The organism is Aliagarivorans taiwanensis DSM 22990 (assembly GCF_000429505.1).
Lineage (GTDB): Bacteria > Pseudomonadota > Gammaproteobacteria > Enterobacterales > Celerinatantimonadaceae > Aliagarivorans > Aliagarivorans taiwanensis.
In genome coordinates, this window is sequence record NZ_AUBZ01000022.1 from 71,633 (window position 1) to 89,250 (window position 17,618).

Genomic DNA, 17,618 nt, shown 5'->3' on the forward strand with positions numbered 1-17,618 from the left:
AAAACACTTAGGTTACACCTATGGAAATTATTGCAAATTATGGTGCCATCCTGGTGGTTATCGCAGCCGTGGTCGGCTTTGTGATGGCCTGGGGCATTGGTGCCAATGACGTAGCGAACGCGATGGGAACCTCGGTAGGTTCTAAGGCGATCACCATCAAACAGGCGATCATTATTGCGATGGTCTTTGAGTTCGCCGGCGCTTACTTGGCCGGTGGCGCGGTGACCAACACCATTCGCAAAGGCATTATCGATGCCGACGCCTTTACCGCTCAACCCGAGCTGATGGTCTTCGGCATGATAGCCGCGCTGCTAGCCGCGGGCACTTGGCTGATCATTGCCTCCTACAACGGTTGGCCGGTGTCGACCACTCACTCTATCATCGGTGCCATCATCGGCTTTGCCTACATAGGCGTGGGCTCTGATGCCGTTGAATGGAGCAAGGTGGGCGGCATCGTAGGCAGCTGGATTGTCACCCCGGCTATCTCTGGGGTCATCGCCTATCTCATCTTTATGAGTGCGCAGAAGCTTATCTTCGACGATGAAAACCCTATCCAAGCGGCCAAGCGCTATGTACCGCTATATATGTTTGGTGCAGGCTTTATGATGTCGCTGGTAACCATCAAAAAAGGCCTTAAGCATGTTGGCCTGGACATTGGTGAAGCCGAAGGGTACCTGCTAGCCATCACGGTGGGTGTGGTGGTTGCCATCGTCGGTAAGTATGTGATCAGTAAACTGAAGATTGATCCAAAAGCCGACCGCCATATGCACTACACCAACGTAGAGAAGGTGTTTGCCGTACTGATGGTGATCACCGCCTGTTGTATGGCCTTCGCCCACGGCTCTAACGATGTGGCGAATGCCATTGGCCCGCTGGCCGCGGTAGTGAGCATCGTGAAGAACGACGGCGAAATCTTGGCTAAAGCGCAGCTAGCGTGGTGGATCTTGCCACTGGGCGGTCTGGGCATCGTGACTGGTCTGGCGCTGTTCGGCCACCGAGTCATGGCTACCATTGGTACCGGCATTACTCACCTCACCCCAAGCCGTGGCTTTGCCGCCGAGCTGGCCGCTGCCGCAACGGTAGTGATCGCCTCGGGTACCGGCCTACCAATCTCCACCACCCAAACCTTGGTGGGTGCGGTATTAGGCGTAGGTATGGCGCGCGGTATTGCGGCGCTGAACCTTGGTGTGGTGCGCAAGATCGTTACCTCGTGGGTGATTACCCTACCAGCAGGTGCCGGCCTGGCGATTGTGTTCTTCGAACTACTACTGCTTATCTTCAACTAAGCAACGCAAGCCCCTCTCATGAGCCTATAAAGCGCGCTCATGAGTGCTCTACAACAACGCTGTGGTTGAGCCCCACAGCGTTGTTTCGTACACTGGGACCAAATCATAAACAATCACTTAGAGACTAATAACGTGTTTGCACGACTACTTGCTATTGCCACCTTTGCCCTGAGTTTGAGTGTTCACGCTCAAACCCGCTATATCTCTGACGAACTGTTCGTCTATATGCATTCCGGGTCCAGCAACCAATTCCGCATCATTGGCTCAGTCAACGCCGGTGAGAAAGTGGAGTTGCTGGACCTTAACAGCGAAACCCAGTATGCCAAGATCCGTATGTCTACCGGCCGCGAAGGCTGGGTAGAAGCCAAGTTCCTGAACCGCAACCCGGGCCTGGCTGAGCAATTGAAAGCGGCGCAAGATGCACTGGCAAAAAGCGAGCAAGCACGTAAGAGTATGGCTGAAGACAGCAGCTCTCAAGCAGGCCAGCAGCAGCAGTTGATTGAAGAGCAGACTGCGCAAATCGAAACGCTGACCGCGCAAAACCAGCAACTCAACGAGCAGTTCGCACAGATCAACGACCAAAACCAAGACCTGAGTCGTCGCTTGGACACCCGCGAAACCGACATTCAAATGCGCTGGATGATGCGTGGTGGCATTATCGCCATCGTGGGCCTGATCGTTGGCTTGATTGTGCCGCACCTGCCACGCCGCAAGAAACGCGACAACCGCTGGATGTAAGCTCCATCACACGATCAAAAAAGGCGTGCTAAGCACGCCTTTTTAGTCTCTACCGCATCACTAGGCCCTAGCCGAGCTTCCAGTCTTTTAGGGCCCGCTGGCGACACAGGGTGCCGTCGATATTTAAAATCACATCATCGCGGCGAATGGCCTCTAGAATGACCCCGGGCGCCACCTCTTCTCCCTCGTACAACAGCTCATTGTTAAAGCGCACATAGCTGCGCTCCGAATCCGAAGAATACACGTGGGAATTAAATTGAAAGTCGGGCACCTTGGCGCTAATAGCCTCATCCAGCGCACTTAGCTGTGGCGTCATATCGTAGTCACCCTGCTGCCAGCTCTGGCCTTCGGTAGCTTCCACCGCATCGGCGAACAATGCCGCCAGCACGCTATCAACTTCAGGCTCAGCTTGCTGCGCTAGTGGTTGTGTCTGTTGGGCGCTCGGTGTTATTTGCGATACAGGCTCTGCATTGGTAGCCGCTTGGGAAACAGGTGCTTCAGCCTGCGAATAAGAGGCCGCCTGAGCCTCGCTCTGCAGCTTTAACTGCTGCTGGCGCAGACTCAGCAAATCGACCGCCTCTAACTTAAGCTCTGGCAATGGCAATATGGTTATCTCTCTGGGTGTTAAGGCACTTTCCATCGCGCGCGGCTCCTTGGCAGGTGCCGGTTTTGCCAGTATTTGCTGATCGGGATGAACAACCTGAGCCGTCTGAACCACCTGAATGGCGGGCTGTTGCCCTGCGGCACCGCTAACTGCTTGAGATGGGCTAGCGGTGGCCGTGCTCCAATACAGATAAGCACCTGCGGCTAAGCCACAACCGAGCACTAGCCCACCGATAACGGCAGCCAAGGGTTTGATGGACAAGCCTTGTTTGTCGCCGTCGTAATACTCGCCCTGACCGCGTTGCTGTGCCTTAGAGATAATCGACATTACCACACCTCCTTGAGTCGCGGCTGGCTAAGATGGACTAGCTGGGAAAGGCGCATCATGGTTTGCTCTCCAACCACCCCATCGGCCTCCAACAGATTTTGGCGTTGGAAGCTGCGGACTTGCTGGGCCAACTCGCCATCGAACACACTGCTTTGGCCCGCAAGGCCGCCGTTGAGCATGGCTAAGCTTTGGCTAAGCCACTCCACCATCGGACCACGCTCACCCTGCTTTAACACCCCGCTAAAGCCGCGCGGTGGGTACCACATCAGTTCGAACTCACCATCCCAGCGGCGCAGTAGCCAGCTTGGCTCGACCACTATCCGCTGACTATCGAGCCACAGCTCCACCTCCGGCTCAAGTTGGGTGACCACCGCAAAGAAGCGTTGGCCTTCATCATTCAGTGCAATCACCGCCGGGTAGTTGAGCGCCAGCAGCGCGTTCCAGCCGCCCTGCTGGCGCTGACAACGCAGCCCCACCGCGGGTGCTAGCTGGCAGTTGGCCTGCTGGGCCTCCACCTGATAGCCCCAAAGCTTGTAAAGCGTCTGGCGGGCAATATCTGGCCGAAGGTTGGCTTGGCGCAGCTCACGCCATTGGCTGTCAACACTGACAGCGGGCGCAGCCTCGGCAAGCTCGTACGGCTCCGGCTCAGCGGCTACCGCGGGTTCGGCAACGATGGGATTAAGCTCGAGTGCGGGCTGCAGCGTGGGTTCAATGGCGCTAGGCGCAGGAGGTTTTGATAAATAAGCCAGAGCGCCTGCCACGCCCAAGGCGAGCACCACACCTGCCGCAAAGCCCAGCCCCAGTTTATTTCCTGAGCCCGCTTTTACGCCCTCCAGACCAATCTCGCCTGCCGCTTGTTGTACCGCTTTGGGTTCAACCAGCTCTTGGTCGGCGGCGTAACTGGCCAGCAATGCTCGATCGCACAGCAGGTTAATCAGACGGGGGATCCCGCCGCTTAGCTGGAAGATTTTCTTACAGCTTTTATCGCTGAACAGCTTGCGCTGGCAGCCAGCCACCTTAAGGCGGTAGCGAATATATTGGCGAGTTTCTGCCAGAGTCAGTGGCAGCAAGTGATAGCGCGCGGTAATCCGTTGAGCCAGCTGGCGCAACATGCTCTGCTTGAGCATCTGTTGCAGTTCTGGCTGGCCAACCAACACTACCCTCAGTAACTTTTGGGTGTCGGTTTCTAAATTAGTGAGCAGGCGCAGCTGCTCAAGAGCTTGTACGCCCAAGTGCTGCGCTTCATCAATCAATAACAGGGTGTGCTTGCCGGCCTGGTGGTTATCCATCAAGCGCTGTTTAATGGCGTCGCTGTAGAGCTTCAGGCTGTCTTGCTGCTGGTCGTAATCTATCTCCAGCTCATCACAGATACTGGCCAGCAGCTCACGTTCGCTCAGGCTGGGGTTGAGGATCATCGCCACCTGGCTGTCATCGCCTAACTGGCGCAACAGGTTACGTAGCACCGTAGTTTTCCCGGTGCCCACCTCGCCGGTAAGCAATACAAAGCCGCCAGTCTCACCCAAACCAAAGTTCAAGTGCGCCTGCGCCTCTTTATGGCGATCGCTTAAAAACAAATAGTCCGGGTTGGGAGCAATCGAGAACGGGTTCTCCGTTAACCCGAAGTATTCAAAGTACATCCTGTTATCCTTTTTTACCGCAGTTCGCCTTGCCCGATGGACATTGAGTTTTTCGAATCCTGCACCTTGGAGTAGTTCGGGTATATAATACCGCGTTCAAAGATTTTGTGGATCGGCAAGAGTGAGACGAGCGTGGAGATTTATCTAGTTGGCGGCGCAGTGCGCGACAACTTACTGGGTTTGGCAGTGAAAGATCGTGACTATTTGGTCGTTGGCTCAACCCCGCAACAGATGCTCGATCAGGGCTTTACCCAAGTGGGCCGAGACTTTCCGGTGTTCCTGCATCCGCACACCCAAGAAGAGTACGCACTGGCGCGTACCGAGCGTAAAAAAGGTCAGGGCTATACCGGTTTTATCTGCGATTTCGACGAATCCATTACCCTCGAGCAAGACCTGATCCGCCGCGATATCACCATCAATGCCATCGCCCAATCGCCCAACGGCGAGATCCACGACCCCTACGGTGGCCAGCGCGATCTGGAACAGCGGCTGCTGCGCCATGTCAGCCCGGCCTTTGTGGAAGATCCGCTACGGGTGTTGCGGGTCGCCCGTTTTGCTGCCCGTTTCCACCATCTTGGCTTTAAGGTCGCCGATGAGACCATCGCGTTGATGCGCGATATCGCCCACTCCGGTGAGCTGGAGAGCCTGACTCCAGAGCGGGTGTGGAGCGAGCTGGAGCGCAGCCTGGATTGCCAAAATCCGCAGGTGTTCTTTGAAGTGCTACGCGAAGCCGAGGCGCTGAAGGTGCTGTTCCCCGAGCTCGATGAGCTCTACGGCGTGCCTGCGCGCAAAGAGTATCACCCGGAGATCTGCACCGGGCTACACACCATGATGGTACTCAAGCAAGCGGTCGATGAAGGCTTTGCCAAAGAGGTGCGTTTCGCTGCGCTATGCCATGATTTTGGCAAGGCGCTCACGCCAAAAGACAAGCTGCCCTCGCACCCCAACCATGGCCCGGCGGGTATGCCGCGGATCAAGGCCTTCTGCGAGCGCTTTAAGGTGCCCAACCACTACCGCGACTTAGCGCTACTCGTGGCTGAATACCATATCACCATCCATAGCGCCGCTGAGCTAAAGCCTGCCACCGTGCTCAAACTGCTGAACAAGACCGACGCTTGGCGCAAGGGCGAGCGCTTCCAGCAGATCTTGCAAGCCTGCATCGCCGATTACCGCGGCCGCTTAGGCTGGCAGAGCAAGCCCTACCCCTCTGCCGATTATCTGTGGCTGCAGTACCAAAACGCCCAAGCGGTGGATGTAAAAGCCATCGTTGCTGCCGGCTATAAAGGCGCGGAGATCCGCGAACAGCTTGGCCAGCAGCGGATAGCGGTGATCAGCGATACAAAAAAGGCGTGGTTAGCAAACCACGCCTCTTAAACAGTCATCGTATCGATGTAGCCAGCCACTACCGTGGCTGACTTACCCTTATCTAGCCGGTAGTTAGCATCACCACCAAGCCAATGCCCAGCAATACCCGGTAGATCACAAACGGGGTCATCGACAGTTTACTGATCCACTTAATAAAGTAGTGGATACAGGCGTAGGCGCTGAAGAAGGTCAGCACAATACCCATTGCCAGCGCCGACCAATCTGGGGTGGCTACATTGGTATCAACGATATCCTTGGTGAGCAGCACACAGGCGCCCAAGATCACCGGAATCGACAACAAGAAAGAGAAGCGAGCCGCCGCTTCGCGCTTCATGCCCAGCATCAAAGCTGCAGTCATGGTGATACCACTGCGCGAGGTGCCGGGAATGATTGCAATCGCCTGAGCAAAGCCAATCGCCATGGCTTGCTTCCAGCTGATATCGTACTCGCCCAAGCGGCGCACTCCGCTCTTGTCGGCCCACCACAGCAGCATGCCAAACACGATGGTGGTACAGGCAATCACCCAGGCAGAGCGCAAGTACATCTCAATCAGGTCCTTGCCGAAGAAGCCAAAGAACACCGCAGGTAGAGTGGCGAAGATAATAAACCACGCAAGGGTGGCTTCCGGGTCGCGCTTTCCGCCAAACCAAGCAATCCACGACTTAAGCATGGAGAGGATCTCGGTGCGGAAATAAGCCATTACGGCGAACAGGCTACCAAAGTGCACGGCAACATCGAAGGCCAGGCCCTGATCATCCCAACCTAACAACTGCGAAGGCAGGATCAGGTGGGCAGAGCTGGAAATGGGTAAGAATTCAGTCAATCCCTGGATAAGGGACAAGACCACTACTTCAATGGTGGACATAAGTACCTACTATTTTAAAACTGGAAACCGGCTTACGAACCTAAGCTATCAGGTTAAGCTGACTCGGTTTAACGGTTGGTATTGCTTATCGAAAGCTTGCCACAGCGCGTGGTAGCTTTGTTTTGCAATTGGATGAATCCGCTCACCGGCCAACTCAGCTAGCGGGCGAAGCACGAAGGCGTTCTCCAATACTTCCCCACGAGGCAGTTCACACGGTTGTGAACACACCACATCATCGTAGAGCAGGATATCAATATCTAAGGTTCGAGAGGCAAATTTTTTCGCGCCATGCACTCGGCCGTTGGCCGCTTCGATGCGCTTTAGCTCAGCTAACACCTCGCCGATGCTCTTTGACGACTCAAAACGGGCCACCAAGTTAAAGAAGCTGGGGCCAGAGAAGCCAAAGGACTCGCTCTCATAGATGGGGCTCAGGCTGAGCTCACCAAAGGCCTCGCGCAGCATATCAATGCCGCTGGCAATATGTTGCTCACGGTCGATGTTGCTGCCAATGCCAACGAAGATCTCTGCCATCACTATCGTCCTGCTTGTGGCAGTTCAGCGCCGCTACGTTCGATCTCAACCCCAACCGTGGCGGCATTGGGCACCGCACCGGGCTTTTTCAAGCTGACCTTGACCCAAGGGGTGGAGAAATCGTTAAGCAGCATGGCGGCAATCTTCTCGGCCAGGGTTTCCACCAGTTTGTGGTGTTGCCCTTGAACCAGCTCGCCCACCGCCTGACTGACCGAGGCATAGTCGAGCGCTAGAGCGATATCATCGCTGGCCGCAGCCGGACGGTTGTCCCAGCCCATTTCCAGGTCGATAACCAGTTTTTGTTGGATTTGGTGTTCCCAGTCGTAAACACCAATGCTGGCGAGCAAGGTAAGCTCGCGAATTATTACTTTATCCATAGAACTCATCAGGTCAGCTGAGTGGTCCACCAATAGCCTTGGGTTATAAAACAGCGTATGATTCGGTGGTGCGCGATAATAACCCAATTCCATGGCAGGGGGAACGTTTGTAGACAATGGGTCTTACCGGATTAGCCTTTATTAGCTGTGCCTATCTCCTCGGCTCCATCTCCAGCGCCGTGCTAATCTGCCGCGTGTTTAAACTTCCCGATCCCCGCCAATCTGGCTCCAATAACCCTGGTGCCACCAACGTCTACCGCCTCGGCGGCAAGCTGCCTGCAGGCTTAGTACTGGTGTGCGATATGCTCAAGGGCACCATTCCAGTATGGCTCGGTTATTTTGCAGGTCTAGCGCCAGTAGTGCTGGGCTTTGTGGGAATCGCCGCCTGTTTGGGGCACATGTACCCGATATTCTTTCACTTTCAGGGTGGCAAAGGTGTGGCGACAGCGCTCGGAGGGGTACTGCCGATTGGGCTGGATTTAGGCGCGCTGCTGATTGGCACGTGGTTGTTAACGCTGTGGGTACGCGGCTATTCATCGCTGGCGGCGATTGTCGCAGTGTCCATGGCGCCGCTCTACACCTGGTGGATTAAGCCCGCCTACACCTTGCCGGTTGCCATGCTCTCGGTGCTGATTATTATGCGCCATCAGGGTAATATCTCGCGGCTACGTAGCCATTCCGAAAGTAAGGTGCTTAAGCGTAAAGAACGCTAAGCACCCTTCGATATCTCTCTGTTTTTTCACTGGCGATGTTTTATTTAGCAGGCGGCAGCTGATCCAGCGGCCAACGTGGCTTGGCTTCGATGCTCAAATCCTGCACCTGTCCAGCCTTAAAGCGCTGCATACCCGCGTAGGCGATCATCGCACCGTTATCGGTACAAAACTCGTTGCGCGGGTAGAACACCTCACCGCCACGGCTTTTCATTAGCTCACCGAGCTGGGCGCGTAGCGAGGTGTTGGCGCTTACCCCACCGGCAATCACTAGGCGTTTCAGGCCGGTCTCTTTAAGCGCGCGGCGGCACTTAATGATCAGGGTATCGACCACTGCCTGCTGGAAGGCCAGCGAGATATCCGCTTTGGTTTGCTCATCGTCGCCTTCGGCATCGATGGTGTTCTTGGCAAAGGTTTTAAGGCCTGAGAAGCTCATATCCAGACCGGGGCGGTCAGTCATGGGGCGTGGGAAGGTAAAGCGGCCGGGTACGCCTTTCTCAGCCAAGCGCGCTAGCAATGGGCCGCCCGGGTAATCCAGACCCAATAGCTTGGCAGTTTTATCGAAGGCCTCACCGGCGGCGTCGTCAATCGACTCGCCAAGAATGGTGTACTCGCCGATTCCGTCCACTTCCACAATCATGGTGTGGCCGCCAGATACCAGCAGCGCCAAGAAAGGAAACTCTGGCGGGGTATCTTCTAGCATCGGCGCCAACAGGTGGCCTTCCATATGGTGCACCGCCACTGCCGGTACTTCCCAGGCCATGGCTAAGCTGCGGGCGGTCAGCGAGCCCACCAATAGCGCGCCCACCAAGCCCGGGCCGGCGGTATAGGCAATCGCATCGATCTCGTCTTTGCCGCAATTGGCCTCTTTGAGCGCTTCTTCTATTAAGGGAATGGTCTTACGGATGTGGTCGCGCGAGGCCAGCTCAGGCACTACCCCGCCGTAATCTGCATGTAACTTCACCTGACTATAAAGGGCGTGCGACAATAGCCCGAGCTTGTCATCGTAGATTGCTACGCCAGTTTCGTCGCAAGAGGTTTCGATACCTAGAATTCGCATGCAGTGTTCCCGTGTCAGCCTCAGGTTTGCCCAAGCGCTGTAAGTTTAGCCAATTAAAAAACGCGCATATCTTACCTGCGTCGTGGATTTTTCACCAGCCAGCACATTTGGGCTTTACAAGCACAGTGGGATCGGCTTAAAATTCGGCACCATTTTTAATCACCCAGGCTGAATTATGCTCGGCCTCACAACTACAACCGGAAGGTGAAAGGCATATGCCAATCGTTAAAGTACGTGAAAACGAACCATTCGACGTAGCACTACGTCGCTTCAAGCGCTCTTGCGAAAAAGCAGGTATTCTTTCTGAAGTTCGCCGTCGCGAATTCTACGAGAAGCCAACCACTGCTCGTAAGCGTGCTAAAGCGTCTGCTGTTAAGCGTCACGCTAAAAAGCTGGCTCGTGAAAACGCACGTCGCGTTCGCTTGTACTAATAAGCACTAAGAGTTAAGCAATACCATGTCATTAAAAGCCCAGCTTCAGGATGAACAAAAAGCCGCAATGCGTGCTAAAGACAAGCAACGTCTTGGCACCTTGCGTATGCTAATGGCCGCTGTTAAGCAGCGTGAAGTTGATGAGCGCATTGAACTTGACGATGAGCAAGTTCTGGCAATCATCGTTAAGCAGGTGAAACAGCGCAAAGACGCCGCCGAGCAATTTATTGCAGCCGAGCGTCAAGACTTAGCCGACGTAGAGTTGGCTGAGATCACTGTGCTGGAAGAGTTTCTTCCTAAGCCGCTTAGCGAAGAAGAGATCAGCGAGCTGATTTCTGCTGCCATCAGTCAATCTGGTGCCGCTGGCATGCAAGACATGGGTAAGGTAATGGGCGTACTTAAACCACAAGTACAAGGCCGAGCTGACATGGGCGCAATTAGCGCCGCTGTACGCAAGCAACTCGCCTAAATCCCGTTAGCTTCAATCTGGCAAGCCGTGCTCTCATTTTTGGGATCACGGCTTGTTGTTTTCTTGCGTATTGAACAAAAGCGTATTGATAGGCTCTTAAGTTAAGGGCACTCTTTTCTAATCCGCTTCACGGTAATTTTCCATAGGCGCCTGTTCGAGACTTTATGGCTGGACGTATAACCCAACAATTTATCGATAACCTGCTGGCACGAGCAGACATTGTATCGTTGATTGATCAACGGGTTAGCCTGAAAAAAACCGGCAAAAACTACTCGGCGTGTTGCCCCTTCCACAACGAAAAAACCCCGTCTTTCTCGGTCAGTCCCGACAAGCAGTTCTATCACTGTTTTGGCTGTGGTGCCCACGGTAATGCCATCGGCTTTATCATGGAGTACGACAAGCTCGACTTTGTCGAAGCCGTGGAAGAGCTCGCCGGCCAGATGGGCATGGAAGTGGAGCGTGAAGAGGGCCGTGGGGGCAAGTTCAATCCCCAGCAAAACCAGCAGCAAAAGCAGTACGCCAAAGATCTGTACGAGCTGATGCAGCATGCCACCCGCTACTTCCAGCAGCAGCTACGCGAACACCCAGAAAAACAAAAGGTGATCGACTACCTTAAAGGCCGGGGCCTCAGTGGCGAAGTCGCGCAAAAGTTTGCCATTGGCTATGCGCCCGATGCTTGGGACTCGCTCAACAAGCTGTTCGGCCAACAAGCTCAGCAGATGCTGCTCGATTCAGGCATGTCGATTAAGAGCGACAAGGGCCGCTGCTATGATCGCTTCCGCGACCGGCTGATGTTCCCGATCCGCGACAAGCGTGGTCGTTATATTGGCTTTGGTGGACGGGTTCTCGGCGACGGTACGCCTAAGTACCTCAACTCGCCGGAAACACCGATCTTCCACAAAGGCCAAGAGCTGTATGGCCTGTATGAAGTGCGCCAAGCCTACAACAAGATCCCACAGATCTTGGTGGTGGAAGGCTATATGGATGTGGTGTCGCTGGCCCAGTTCGATATCGACTATGCGGTCGCATCCTTGGGTACCTCGACCACCCCAGAGCATCTGCAAACGCTGTTCCGCGCCAGTCGTCAGATTATCTGCTGTTACGACGGTGACCGCGCTGGCCGAGATGCCGCCTGGCGGGCCTTGGAAAACGCCCTGCCCCAACTGCGCGACGAGGTAGAACTGAAGTTTATGTTCCTGCCCGACGGCGAAGATCCCGACAGCTTGGTGCGCCAAGAAGGCAAAGACGGCTTCGAGCAGCGCATGCAGCAAGCCATGCCGCTGTCGCAGTTCTTGTTCGAGCGACTCGCCCAAGATATCGATATCAGCACCGACGCCGGCAAGAGCCATTTAGCCTCGCAGGCCTACCAGCTGATTAACCAAATTCCGGCGGAGTTTTACAAAGAAACCCTGCTCTCCGAGCTGGCGACCCGTAATCGCTGGCTGCGCAACCGGCTCGATACCGAGCTGGCCCAGATTAAAAAAAATCGCCCCCAAGCGAACGTTAAACAGACTAAACTTAGCCTTACGCCTATGCGTAAGGCCATTGCCATGTTGTTGCAAACGCCCCAGATCGGCTTGCAGGTACCTACAGTTCCAGGGCTGGAAAGCCTCGACCAAAAAGGCATCGAGATCCTGTTAGAACTACTGGAACACATCAAGCAAAAGCCCGATATCACCACCGCCCAGTTGCTGGAGCGTTGGCGCGATCTGCCGCAACAAAAGCACCTAAACCTGCTGGCTGGCTATGACTTGCAGATCGATGAACAGGGCTACCAAGAAGAGCTGGACGATACCATCTCCAGCTTTGTGGACCAGCTACTCCATCAACGCTTCGATCAGCTAACGGTGAAGTCCCTACAAGGACAACTTAGCCCCGAAGAAAAGCGAGAAATGCAGACTTTGATGACCGAGCTGAAAACTTGACAGTAAAGACTTATTAGTTGGCCCTTGAATTGGCAAAAAATACCCACATTTGATAGAATGGCACGTTTGCGCCCGAGCGCTTTCGTATCGGTAAAGCTAGCTTAATCTACTTCGGATGACATCTATGGAACAAACTCCACAGTCTCAACTCAAAATCCTTTTAGCTAAAGGTAAAGAGCAAGGCTATCTAACCTATGCAGAGGTGAACGATCACCTGCCTGCAGACATCGTAGATTCCGATCAAGTTGAAGATATCATTCAAATGATCAACGACATGGGTATTCAGGTGCTCGAAGCAGCCCCCGATACCGATGACATGATGTTGGCTGAGAATACCACCGACGAAGATGCTGCCGAAGCTGCAGCCCAGGCACTTGCCACGGTGGAATCTGAACTAGGCCGCACCACTGATCCAGTACGTATGTACATGCGTGAAATGGGTACCGTTGAACTGCTAACCCGTGAAGGCGAAATCGACATCGCCAAGCGTATCGAAGAAGGCATCAACGAAGTACAGCGCAGTGTATCTGAATACCCTGAAACCATCTCCATCCTGTTGGAGATGTACGACCAATACCAAGCTGAAGAGCTGAAAATTGGCGACATCGTTAGTAACTTCATCAGCGAAGACGAGGTAGACACCGCCGCTCCAACCGCTACCCACGTAGGTTCTGAGTTGGAAGAGAAAGACCTCGATGATGAAGATGATGACGAAGACGAGGACGAGGAAGAAGAAGATACCGGCCTCGACCCAGAGCTGATCAAAGAGCGCTTCGACACCCTGCGTGAGCACTACGAGATTACTCAAGCCGCCATCGCAAAACATGGCCGTCAGTCCAAAGAAGCCCGCAAAGAGATCAAAGAGCTAAGCGAAGTGTTCCACACCTTCCGCCTGGTACCAAAACTGTTCGACCGCCTGGTAGACAGCATGCGTACCATGATGGACCGTGTGCGCACCCAAGAGCGCCTGGTACTTAAGCTAAGCTGCGACCAAGCGAAGATGCCGAAGAAAGCCTTCGTCAGTGCCTTTGCTGGTAACGAAACCGACTCTGAGTGGCTAGATAAAGAGCTGGCGAGCGATAAAGGCCATGTTCCTGCGCTTAAGCGTGTTGAAGAAGAGATCCGCCGCAGCATCTTCAAGCTCAAGCAGATCGAAGAAGAAACCGGCCTGTCGGTTCACTCAATTAAAGACATCAATCGTCGCATGAGCATCGGTGAAGCTAAGGCTCGCCGCGCTAAGAAAGAGATGGTTGAAGCGAACCTACGTCTGGTAATCTCGATTGCCAAGAAGTACACCAACCGCGGCCTGCAATTCTTGGATCTGATCCAAGAAGGTAACATCGGCCTGATGAAGGCGGTGGATAAGTTCGAATACCGTCGCGGTTACAAGTTCTCGACCTACGCAACCTGGTGGATCCGTCAGGCGATTACTCGCTCGATTGCCGACCAGGCACGTACCATCCGTATCCCGGTACATATGATTGAGACCATCAACAAGCTCAACCGTATCAGCCGTCAGATGCTACAAGAGATGGGCCGCGAGCCAAACCCAGACGAGCTGGCAGAACGCATGATGATGCCAGAAGACAAGATCCGTAAGGTTCTGAAGATCGCCAAAGAGCCGATCTCCATGGAAACCCCCATCGGTGATGATGAAGATTCGCATCTGGGCGACTTCATTGAGGACACCACCCTGGCTATGCCTGTTGACGCAGCCACCGGTGAAAGCCTCAAGAACGCCACCCAAGACGTACTGGCTGGCCTTACCCCGCGTGAAGCCAAGGTACTGCGTATGCGCTTCGGTATCGGCATGAACACTGACCACACCCTCGAAGAGGTAGGTAAGCAGTTCGACGTAACCCGTGAGCGTATCCGTCAGATCGAAGCCAAGGCCCTGCGCAAGCTTCGTCACCCAAGCCGCTCAGAGCAACTGCGCAGCTTCTTAGACGAGTAAAATCAAGGCCCTAGCCTTCGCTTAAGATTTGAGCGAACGCACTTATCGGCAATAGACACAACAGGCAGGATTCCCTATAATCCTGCCTGTTTCTTTTCTAAGAAACCTTACAATCAGGCCCTTTAGCTCAGTTGGTTAGAGCAGGCGACTCATAATCGCTTGGTCGCCCGTTCAAGTCGGGCAAGGGCCACCAAATACAGAAAAAGGTTAGCACTGGAATAGTTGCTAACCTTTTTGCTATTTGACCAGTTGACGATGCAAACGTCGCTTCTAGACAACGCCCCCGATAGACAACCCGGTGAGTGTCAACGCCAACAAAGCAAGCAGTGCCGTTAGCAAGGTTTGCTTGCGCAGGCTGAGTAATGCACTGTTTGTTGCTGTTGAGCTTTCCAACGCTTGTACTCGCGCTTCCAGCTTATCTAACTGACGTTGCAGCCCATCTTGGAGAACATGCTGGCTGGCGCATTCGCGCGTAAGCTCATGGAGCTGCTGTTTCACACCTTCCAAGCTACTTTTGTTGTCGCTGATTGATTGTGAGTTTGAGCTAATGTTTTGCTTGTTTTCAACGATGGACGAGCTGTTATTGGTGATCGATGAACGGTTGCTATCAATGGCTTGAGAGTTATCACTTACCTGCTCTCGGTTACCCTCAATAAGCTCTTTGTTTGCTTCTATCTCTTCTCGGTTGGCACCAATCTCAACTCTGTTATTTTCAATCTTCGACTCCATGTTCAGGCGAGCTTCTATCTGCTCTTTAATCTTTAAAACGATCTTACGCTCGTTTGCTTTCGATACGTCTTGGTCACCCACAATCGTTTGGCTTTCATTGTCCAGCTCGACCAACTTGCGAACCAGAGCATCGAAAAAACCTCTAAGCACCTCATTTTTTGCGTGATTTAGTTCAATTAAAAACTCAACCACTAGTTGTGTTTCCAGTAAGTTCTTGCCAAGAGCATTTACTTGCTTTGCAATCTGGGCATCGGTTTTTCCTCGAAGACCTTTAAGAAAACCAACTTCAATCTCTTCCGAGTTGATTTCCTTTACACTTCCCATGGACTCACTCAGGCGTTGTTTCATGCCATCAAAACGCGCAACTAGGTCATCGACCTGTTTATTAACTGGAGAGTTGTTTCCCACTTTGTGTACTAAATCCATCATTCCCTCTACTACAAGTCGACTTCGCTTCTAATCGTGGCGTTTCTTGGCGTCAGCTCTGAGAGCCTGCGCTCGTGTTCTGTTACATCTTGCATCAGCCCTACACTTGATGCGGCATAGGCCTCCAGCTCAACCAGCAATCGCATATTCATTTGCGATGACTCCACCAGTTGCAACGCCGACTCGCGAAGCTGCTCTTTTGTCTCAGCAAACCCACCGTAGATGTACTCAACAATCTTGGGAACAAATTGGCTCAAGTAGTTACTGCATAGGCCAAAGCCCAATGCAGAGATCAGTGCGGAAAGGATGGGAGCGGCAGGGCCTACCAGTGGAAATAGTTGTCCTTCCAGCATCATGTCCATGCTGCTCCAGAACGATACATTGGCTGAAATCACCACCGTCTCAGTAACTTTGCTGACAAGCTCCTCTTTGCTCATCGTCTCTTTATTCTTGTACAGGCTCCATGCTGCGTGGCCCAAGTCAAACAGGTTGCGAGCAAGCTGATAGACCTGACTAATCGCCTTACTAAGAGCATTAACTACAAATTCAAACACCCCTTTGGCAAAGTCGCGTACGTTCGTGAGTTGTTGCTTAATTGACTCAAACCACCGGCTAAGCAGGCGCTTTACGCGCTCTAGTAGGTCCGGCTCACCGCTGTAAAACAGGTCCACAATTTCATCTTTCAACGCTTTAAGGCAATCGGCAACCAGCTGTTCTAGCATCACCCATCCACCATTTTTAGCCCCCTCAATGGCGGCGCCTCCAGCCAAGCTAGCCGCAGAGCCCATACGCTCTTTGATTTTCTTTGCTTCGATATTGGAACGGCTAGTTTGTTCACCAGAGAGCTCAGTGCGACTGTTAATCAGGTTTTCTGTACCAACCTCATCGATCAGTGCCGCTTCTAAAGCCGCGGCTGTTTCCACACTGTCACAATCAATAACCTTTACAGTACACCCTTCAGCTAGCTCTTTATCTAGCTTGTAGGGCTTGTCGGAGTTCCCCTCCCCCAAATGTCCCTTCTGCCAACGTTCGTTAACATTGCTTGAATCGCCGATGTAGCGGATGTTGCCACTGCTATCGTAAACCACATATACACCGGGCTTGTCAGGTTGCTGTTCCAAGCCCTGGGCTTGCCCGCCTTGCACCGTGAAGCTCCTATCAAACTGAAGCGTTGATATAGAGCCGATGCCATGGGAGAAGGACTTGGCAATCATCTCCTTCCACATTTGCCCTCGATTGGCGACGTCCATGGCGTCACTGGCCGTCGCGGCCTTAACCGTATTGCCAGTCGTGGGCTTGTTTAAGCTGCGGTTGCGGTATCCCGCGATAAGTTTGCGATTTACGTTGTCGATGGATTTATCGACGATCTGGTTTTGCAGGGGGGTAAGCTGGTGAAGTTCTTTCATCAATACTCCATTATCCTCGAAGAAAGAAAGGCTCATCCTTGATGATGCCTCGGCGAGTGAGGATTCACATTAGCACAGCCTTACATTACTTACAGGGATCTTTTCCATAAAATTCATATATACCAATAGTTTAGCTAACCATGTTTACTGGAAAAAGTTGAAGCGCAGGCAATACTTGCTGTGCACCCAGGGTAAAGATTGACTATCCACCCGCGCTAAAATCTATCGTTCTTAGGCACTACAGCAGCAGGCTTATACCTTCTCCGTGCACAACGCCGGGTTCTTCTTTACAATCACATTGCTGACATGGAAGTCAATTGCTTTGCTCCCGCTCTATCTAAGGGCTCCTCAAAGGCGACTATCAGTTAACTTGCCGCGGCTTTCATACTAGCGGCCAACAGTGGACATTCATTAACAGATATAGAGGAAACTAGGGAAGGTGCGATCAAGCCACTCGTACGCGTAAACCGACCATTTTCTCTTTCTCGAATTTTCTGATTCCGAGATTTTGAATCATTGTGGCCGAATAACTGCCGAATTTGCCCGTTTCAGGCCCTTTATCTGGGCTACTCCCAGATTTTAGGCACACTGGTGCTGCTTGCTCCTCAACATCTGGTCAACCCGAACAAGATTGGCAAGTGCGAATAACATCGCTAGCTGGTTGTCGTTTTTCATCAAGCCTTTGTACCGCGCTTTCACGAAACCAAACTGGCATTTGATGATGCGAAACGGGTGCTCGACTTTGGGCCTGATGCTGGCTTTCAAGAACTCCGTTTTT

16 protein-coding genes, 1 tRNA gene and 1 pseudogene are annotated in these 17,618 nt (G+C 53.2%); 9 read left to right on the top strand and 9 right to left on the bottom strand.

The window, feature by feature from the left end; all coding sequences use genetic code 11:
* Window positions 1-20 precede the first annotated feature (20 nt).
* On the top strand, window positions 21-1,286 hold the full coding sequence (locus G462_RS0111895) for an inorganic phosphate transporter (protein WP_026959185.1): 1,266 nt from the start codon (window positions 21-23) through the stop codon (window positions 1,284-1,286).
* Window positions 1,287-1,418: 132 nt separating this feature from the next.
* Window positions 1,419-2,024, top strand: a complete 606-nt coding sequence (locus tag G462_RS0111900) for a TIGR04211 family SH3 domain-containing protein (protein ID WP_051326716.1) — start codon at window positions 1,419-1,421, stop codon at window positions 2,022-2,024.
* Window positions 2,025-2,091: 67 nt separating this feature from the next.
* Here G462_RS0111900 and G462_RS23955 read toward each other — a convergent pair whose 3' ends face one another.
* Together G462_RS23955 and G462_RS0111910 are read right to left on the bottom strand one after the other, a co-directional pair.
* A complete protein-coding gene (locus G462_RS23955) occupies window positions 2,092-2,955 on the bottom strand; it encodes a general secretion pathway protein GspB (RefSeq protein ID WP_026959187.1) in 864 nt (287 codons plus the stop codon).
* Window positions 2,955-4,592, bottom strand: a complete 1,638-nt coding sequence (locus G462_RS0111910; RefSeq protein ID WP_026959188.1) for an ExeA family protein — start codon at window positions 4,590-4,592, stop codon at window positions 2,955-2,957. The genes G462_RS23955 and G462_RS0111910 overlap by 1 nt, the downstream gene beginning before the upstream one ends.
* A gap of 132 nt (window positions 4,593-4,724) precedes the next feature.
* Here G462_RS0111910 and G462_RS0111915 point away from each other — a divergent pair, with 132 nt between their 5' ends.
* Entirely contained in the window at window positions 4,725-5,966 is a 1,242-nt protein-coding gene (locus G462_RS0111915; protein WP_026959189.1) for a multifunctional CCA addition/repair protein, read from the top strand.
* A 52-nt stretch (window positions 5,967-6,018) separates the two neighbouring features.
* Here the strand turns inward: G462_RS0111915 and G462_RS0111920 are convergent, their stop codons facing one another.
* Genes G462_RS0111920 through folB form a run of 3 tightly spaced genes read right to left on the bottom strand, consistent with a single transcriptional unit; the run spans window position 6,019 to window position 7,730 of the window.
* A complete protein-coding gene (locus G462_RS0111920; RefSeq protein ID WP_026959190.1) occupies window positions 6,019-6,822 on the bottom strand; it encodes an undecaprenyl-diphosphate phosphatase in 804 nt (267 codons plus the stop codon).
* A 48-nt stretch (window positions 6,823-6,870) separates the two neighbouring features.
* A complete protein-coding gene (gene folK, locus G462_RS0111925) occupies window positions 6,871-7,353 on the bottom strand; it encodes a 2-amino-4-hydroxy-6-hydroxymethyldihydropteridine diphosphokinase (protein ID WP_026959191.1) in 483 nt (160 codons plus the stop codon).
* A 2-nt stretch (window positions 7,354-7,355) separates the two neighbouring features.
* The gene (gene folB / locus G462_RS0111930; protein ID WP_026959192.1) at window positions 7,356-7,730 is read right to left on the bottom strand and encodes a dihydroneopterin aldolase; all 375 of its coding nucleotides are present in this window, start codon (window positions 7,728-7,730) and stop codon (window positions 7,356-7,358) included.
* Window positions 7,731-7,846: 116 nt separating this feature from the next.
* On the opposite strand from folB, the gene plsY reads away from it, so the two are divergent.
* Window positions 7,847-8,443, top strand: a complete 597-nt coding sequence (gene plsY / locus G462_RS0111935) for a glycerol-3-phosphate 1-O-acyltransferase PlsY (protein WP_026959193.1) — start codon at window positions 7,847-7,849, stop codon at window positions 8,441-8,443.
* A 40-nt stretch (window positions 8,444-8,483) separates the two neighbouring features.
* On the opposite strand, the gene tsaD is transcribed toward plsY, so the two are convergent.
* Window positions 8,484-9,500, bottom strand: a complete 1,017-nt coding sequence (gene tsaD / locus G462_RS0111940) for a tRNA (adenosine(37)-N6)-threonylcarbamoyltransferase complex transferase subunit TsaD (protein WP_026959194.1) — start codon at window positions 9,498-9,500, stop codon at window positions 8,484-8,486.
* Window positions 9,501-9,715: 215 nt separating this feature from the next.
* Between tsaD and rpsU the strand changes: the two genes are divergently transcribed.
* The 5 genes from rpsU (at window position 9,716) to G462_RS0111965 (ending at window position 14,472) form a co-directional block, all read left to right on the top strand.
* Window positions 9,716-9,931: a 30S ribosomal protein S21 gene (gene rpsU, locus G462_RS0111945; RefSeq protein WP_016403353.1), complete on the top strand. Its 216-nt coding sequence runs from the start codon at window positions 9,716-9,718 to the stop codon at window positions 9,929-9,931.
* A gap of 25 nt (window positions 9,932-9,956) precedes the next feature.
* On the top strand, window positions 9,957-10,400 hold the full coding sequence (locus G462_RS0111950; RefSeq protein ID WP_026959195.1) for a GatB/YqeY domain-containing protein: 444 nt from the start codon (window positions 9,957-9,959) through the stop codon (window positions 10,398-10,400).
* A 164-nt stretch (window positions 10,401-10,564) separates the two neighbouring features.
* Window positions 10,565-12,325: a DNA primase gene (gene dnaG, locus G462_RS0111955; RefSeq protein ID WP_026959196.1), complete on the top strand. Its 1,761-nt coding sequence runs from the start codon at window positions 10,565-10,567 to the stop codon at window positions 12,323-12,325.
* A 124-nt stretch (window positions 12,326-12,449) separates the two neighbouring features.
* Complete coding sequence (gene rpoD, locus G462_RS0111960; protein ID WP_026959197.1) at window positions 12,450-14,279, top strand: RNA polymerase sigma factor RpoD; 1,830 nt, start codon at window positions 12,450-12,452, stop codon at window positions 14,277-14,279.
* 116 nt (window positions 14,280-14,395) lie between these two features.
* Window positions 14,396-14,472, top strand: a tRNA-Ile gene (locus tag G462_RS0111965).
* Between the two features lie 77 nt (window positions 14,473-14,549).
* Here G462_RS0111965 and G462_RS0111970 read toward each other — a convergent pair.
* The 3 genes and pseudogenes from G462_RS0111970 to G462_RS0111980 all read right to left on the bottom strand — a co-directional run.
* Complete coding sequence (locus tag G462_RS0111970) at window positions 14,550-15,437, bottom strand: hypothetical protein (protein WP_157378610.1); 888 nt, start codon at window positions 15,435-15,437, stop codon at window positions 14,550-14,552.
* Window positions 15,438-15,445: 8 nt separating this feature from the next.
* The gene (locus G462_RS0111975; RefSeq protein WP_026959199.1) at window positions 15,446-16,840 is read right to left on the bottom strand and encodes a GIY-YIG nuclease family protein; all 1,395 of its coding nucleotides are present in this window, start codon (window positions 16,838-16,840) and stop codon (window positions 15,446-15,448) included.
* A gap of 579 nt (window positions 16,841-17,419) precedes the next feature.
* Window positions 17,420-17,618, bottom strand: a pseudogene (locus G462_RS0111980) (hypothetical protein); the annotation flags it as partial.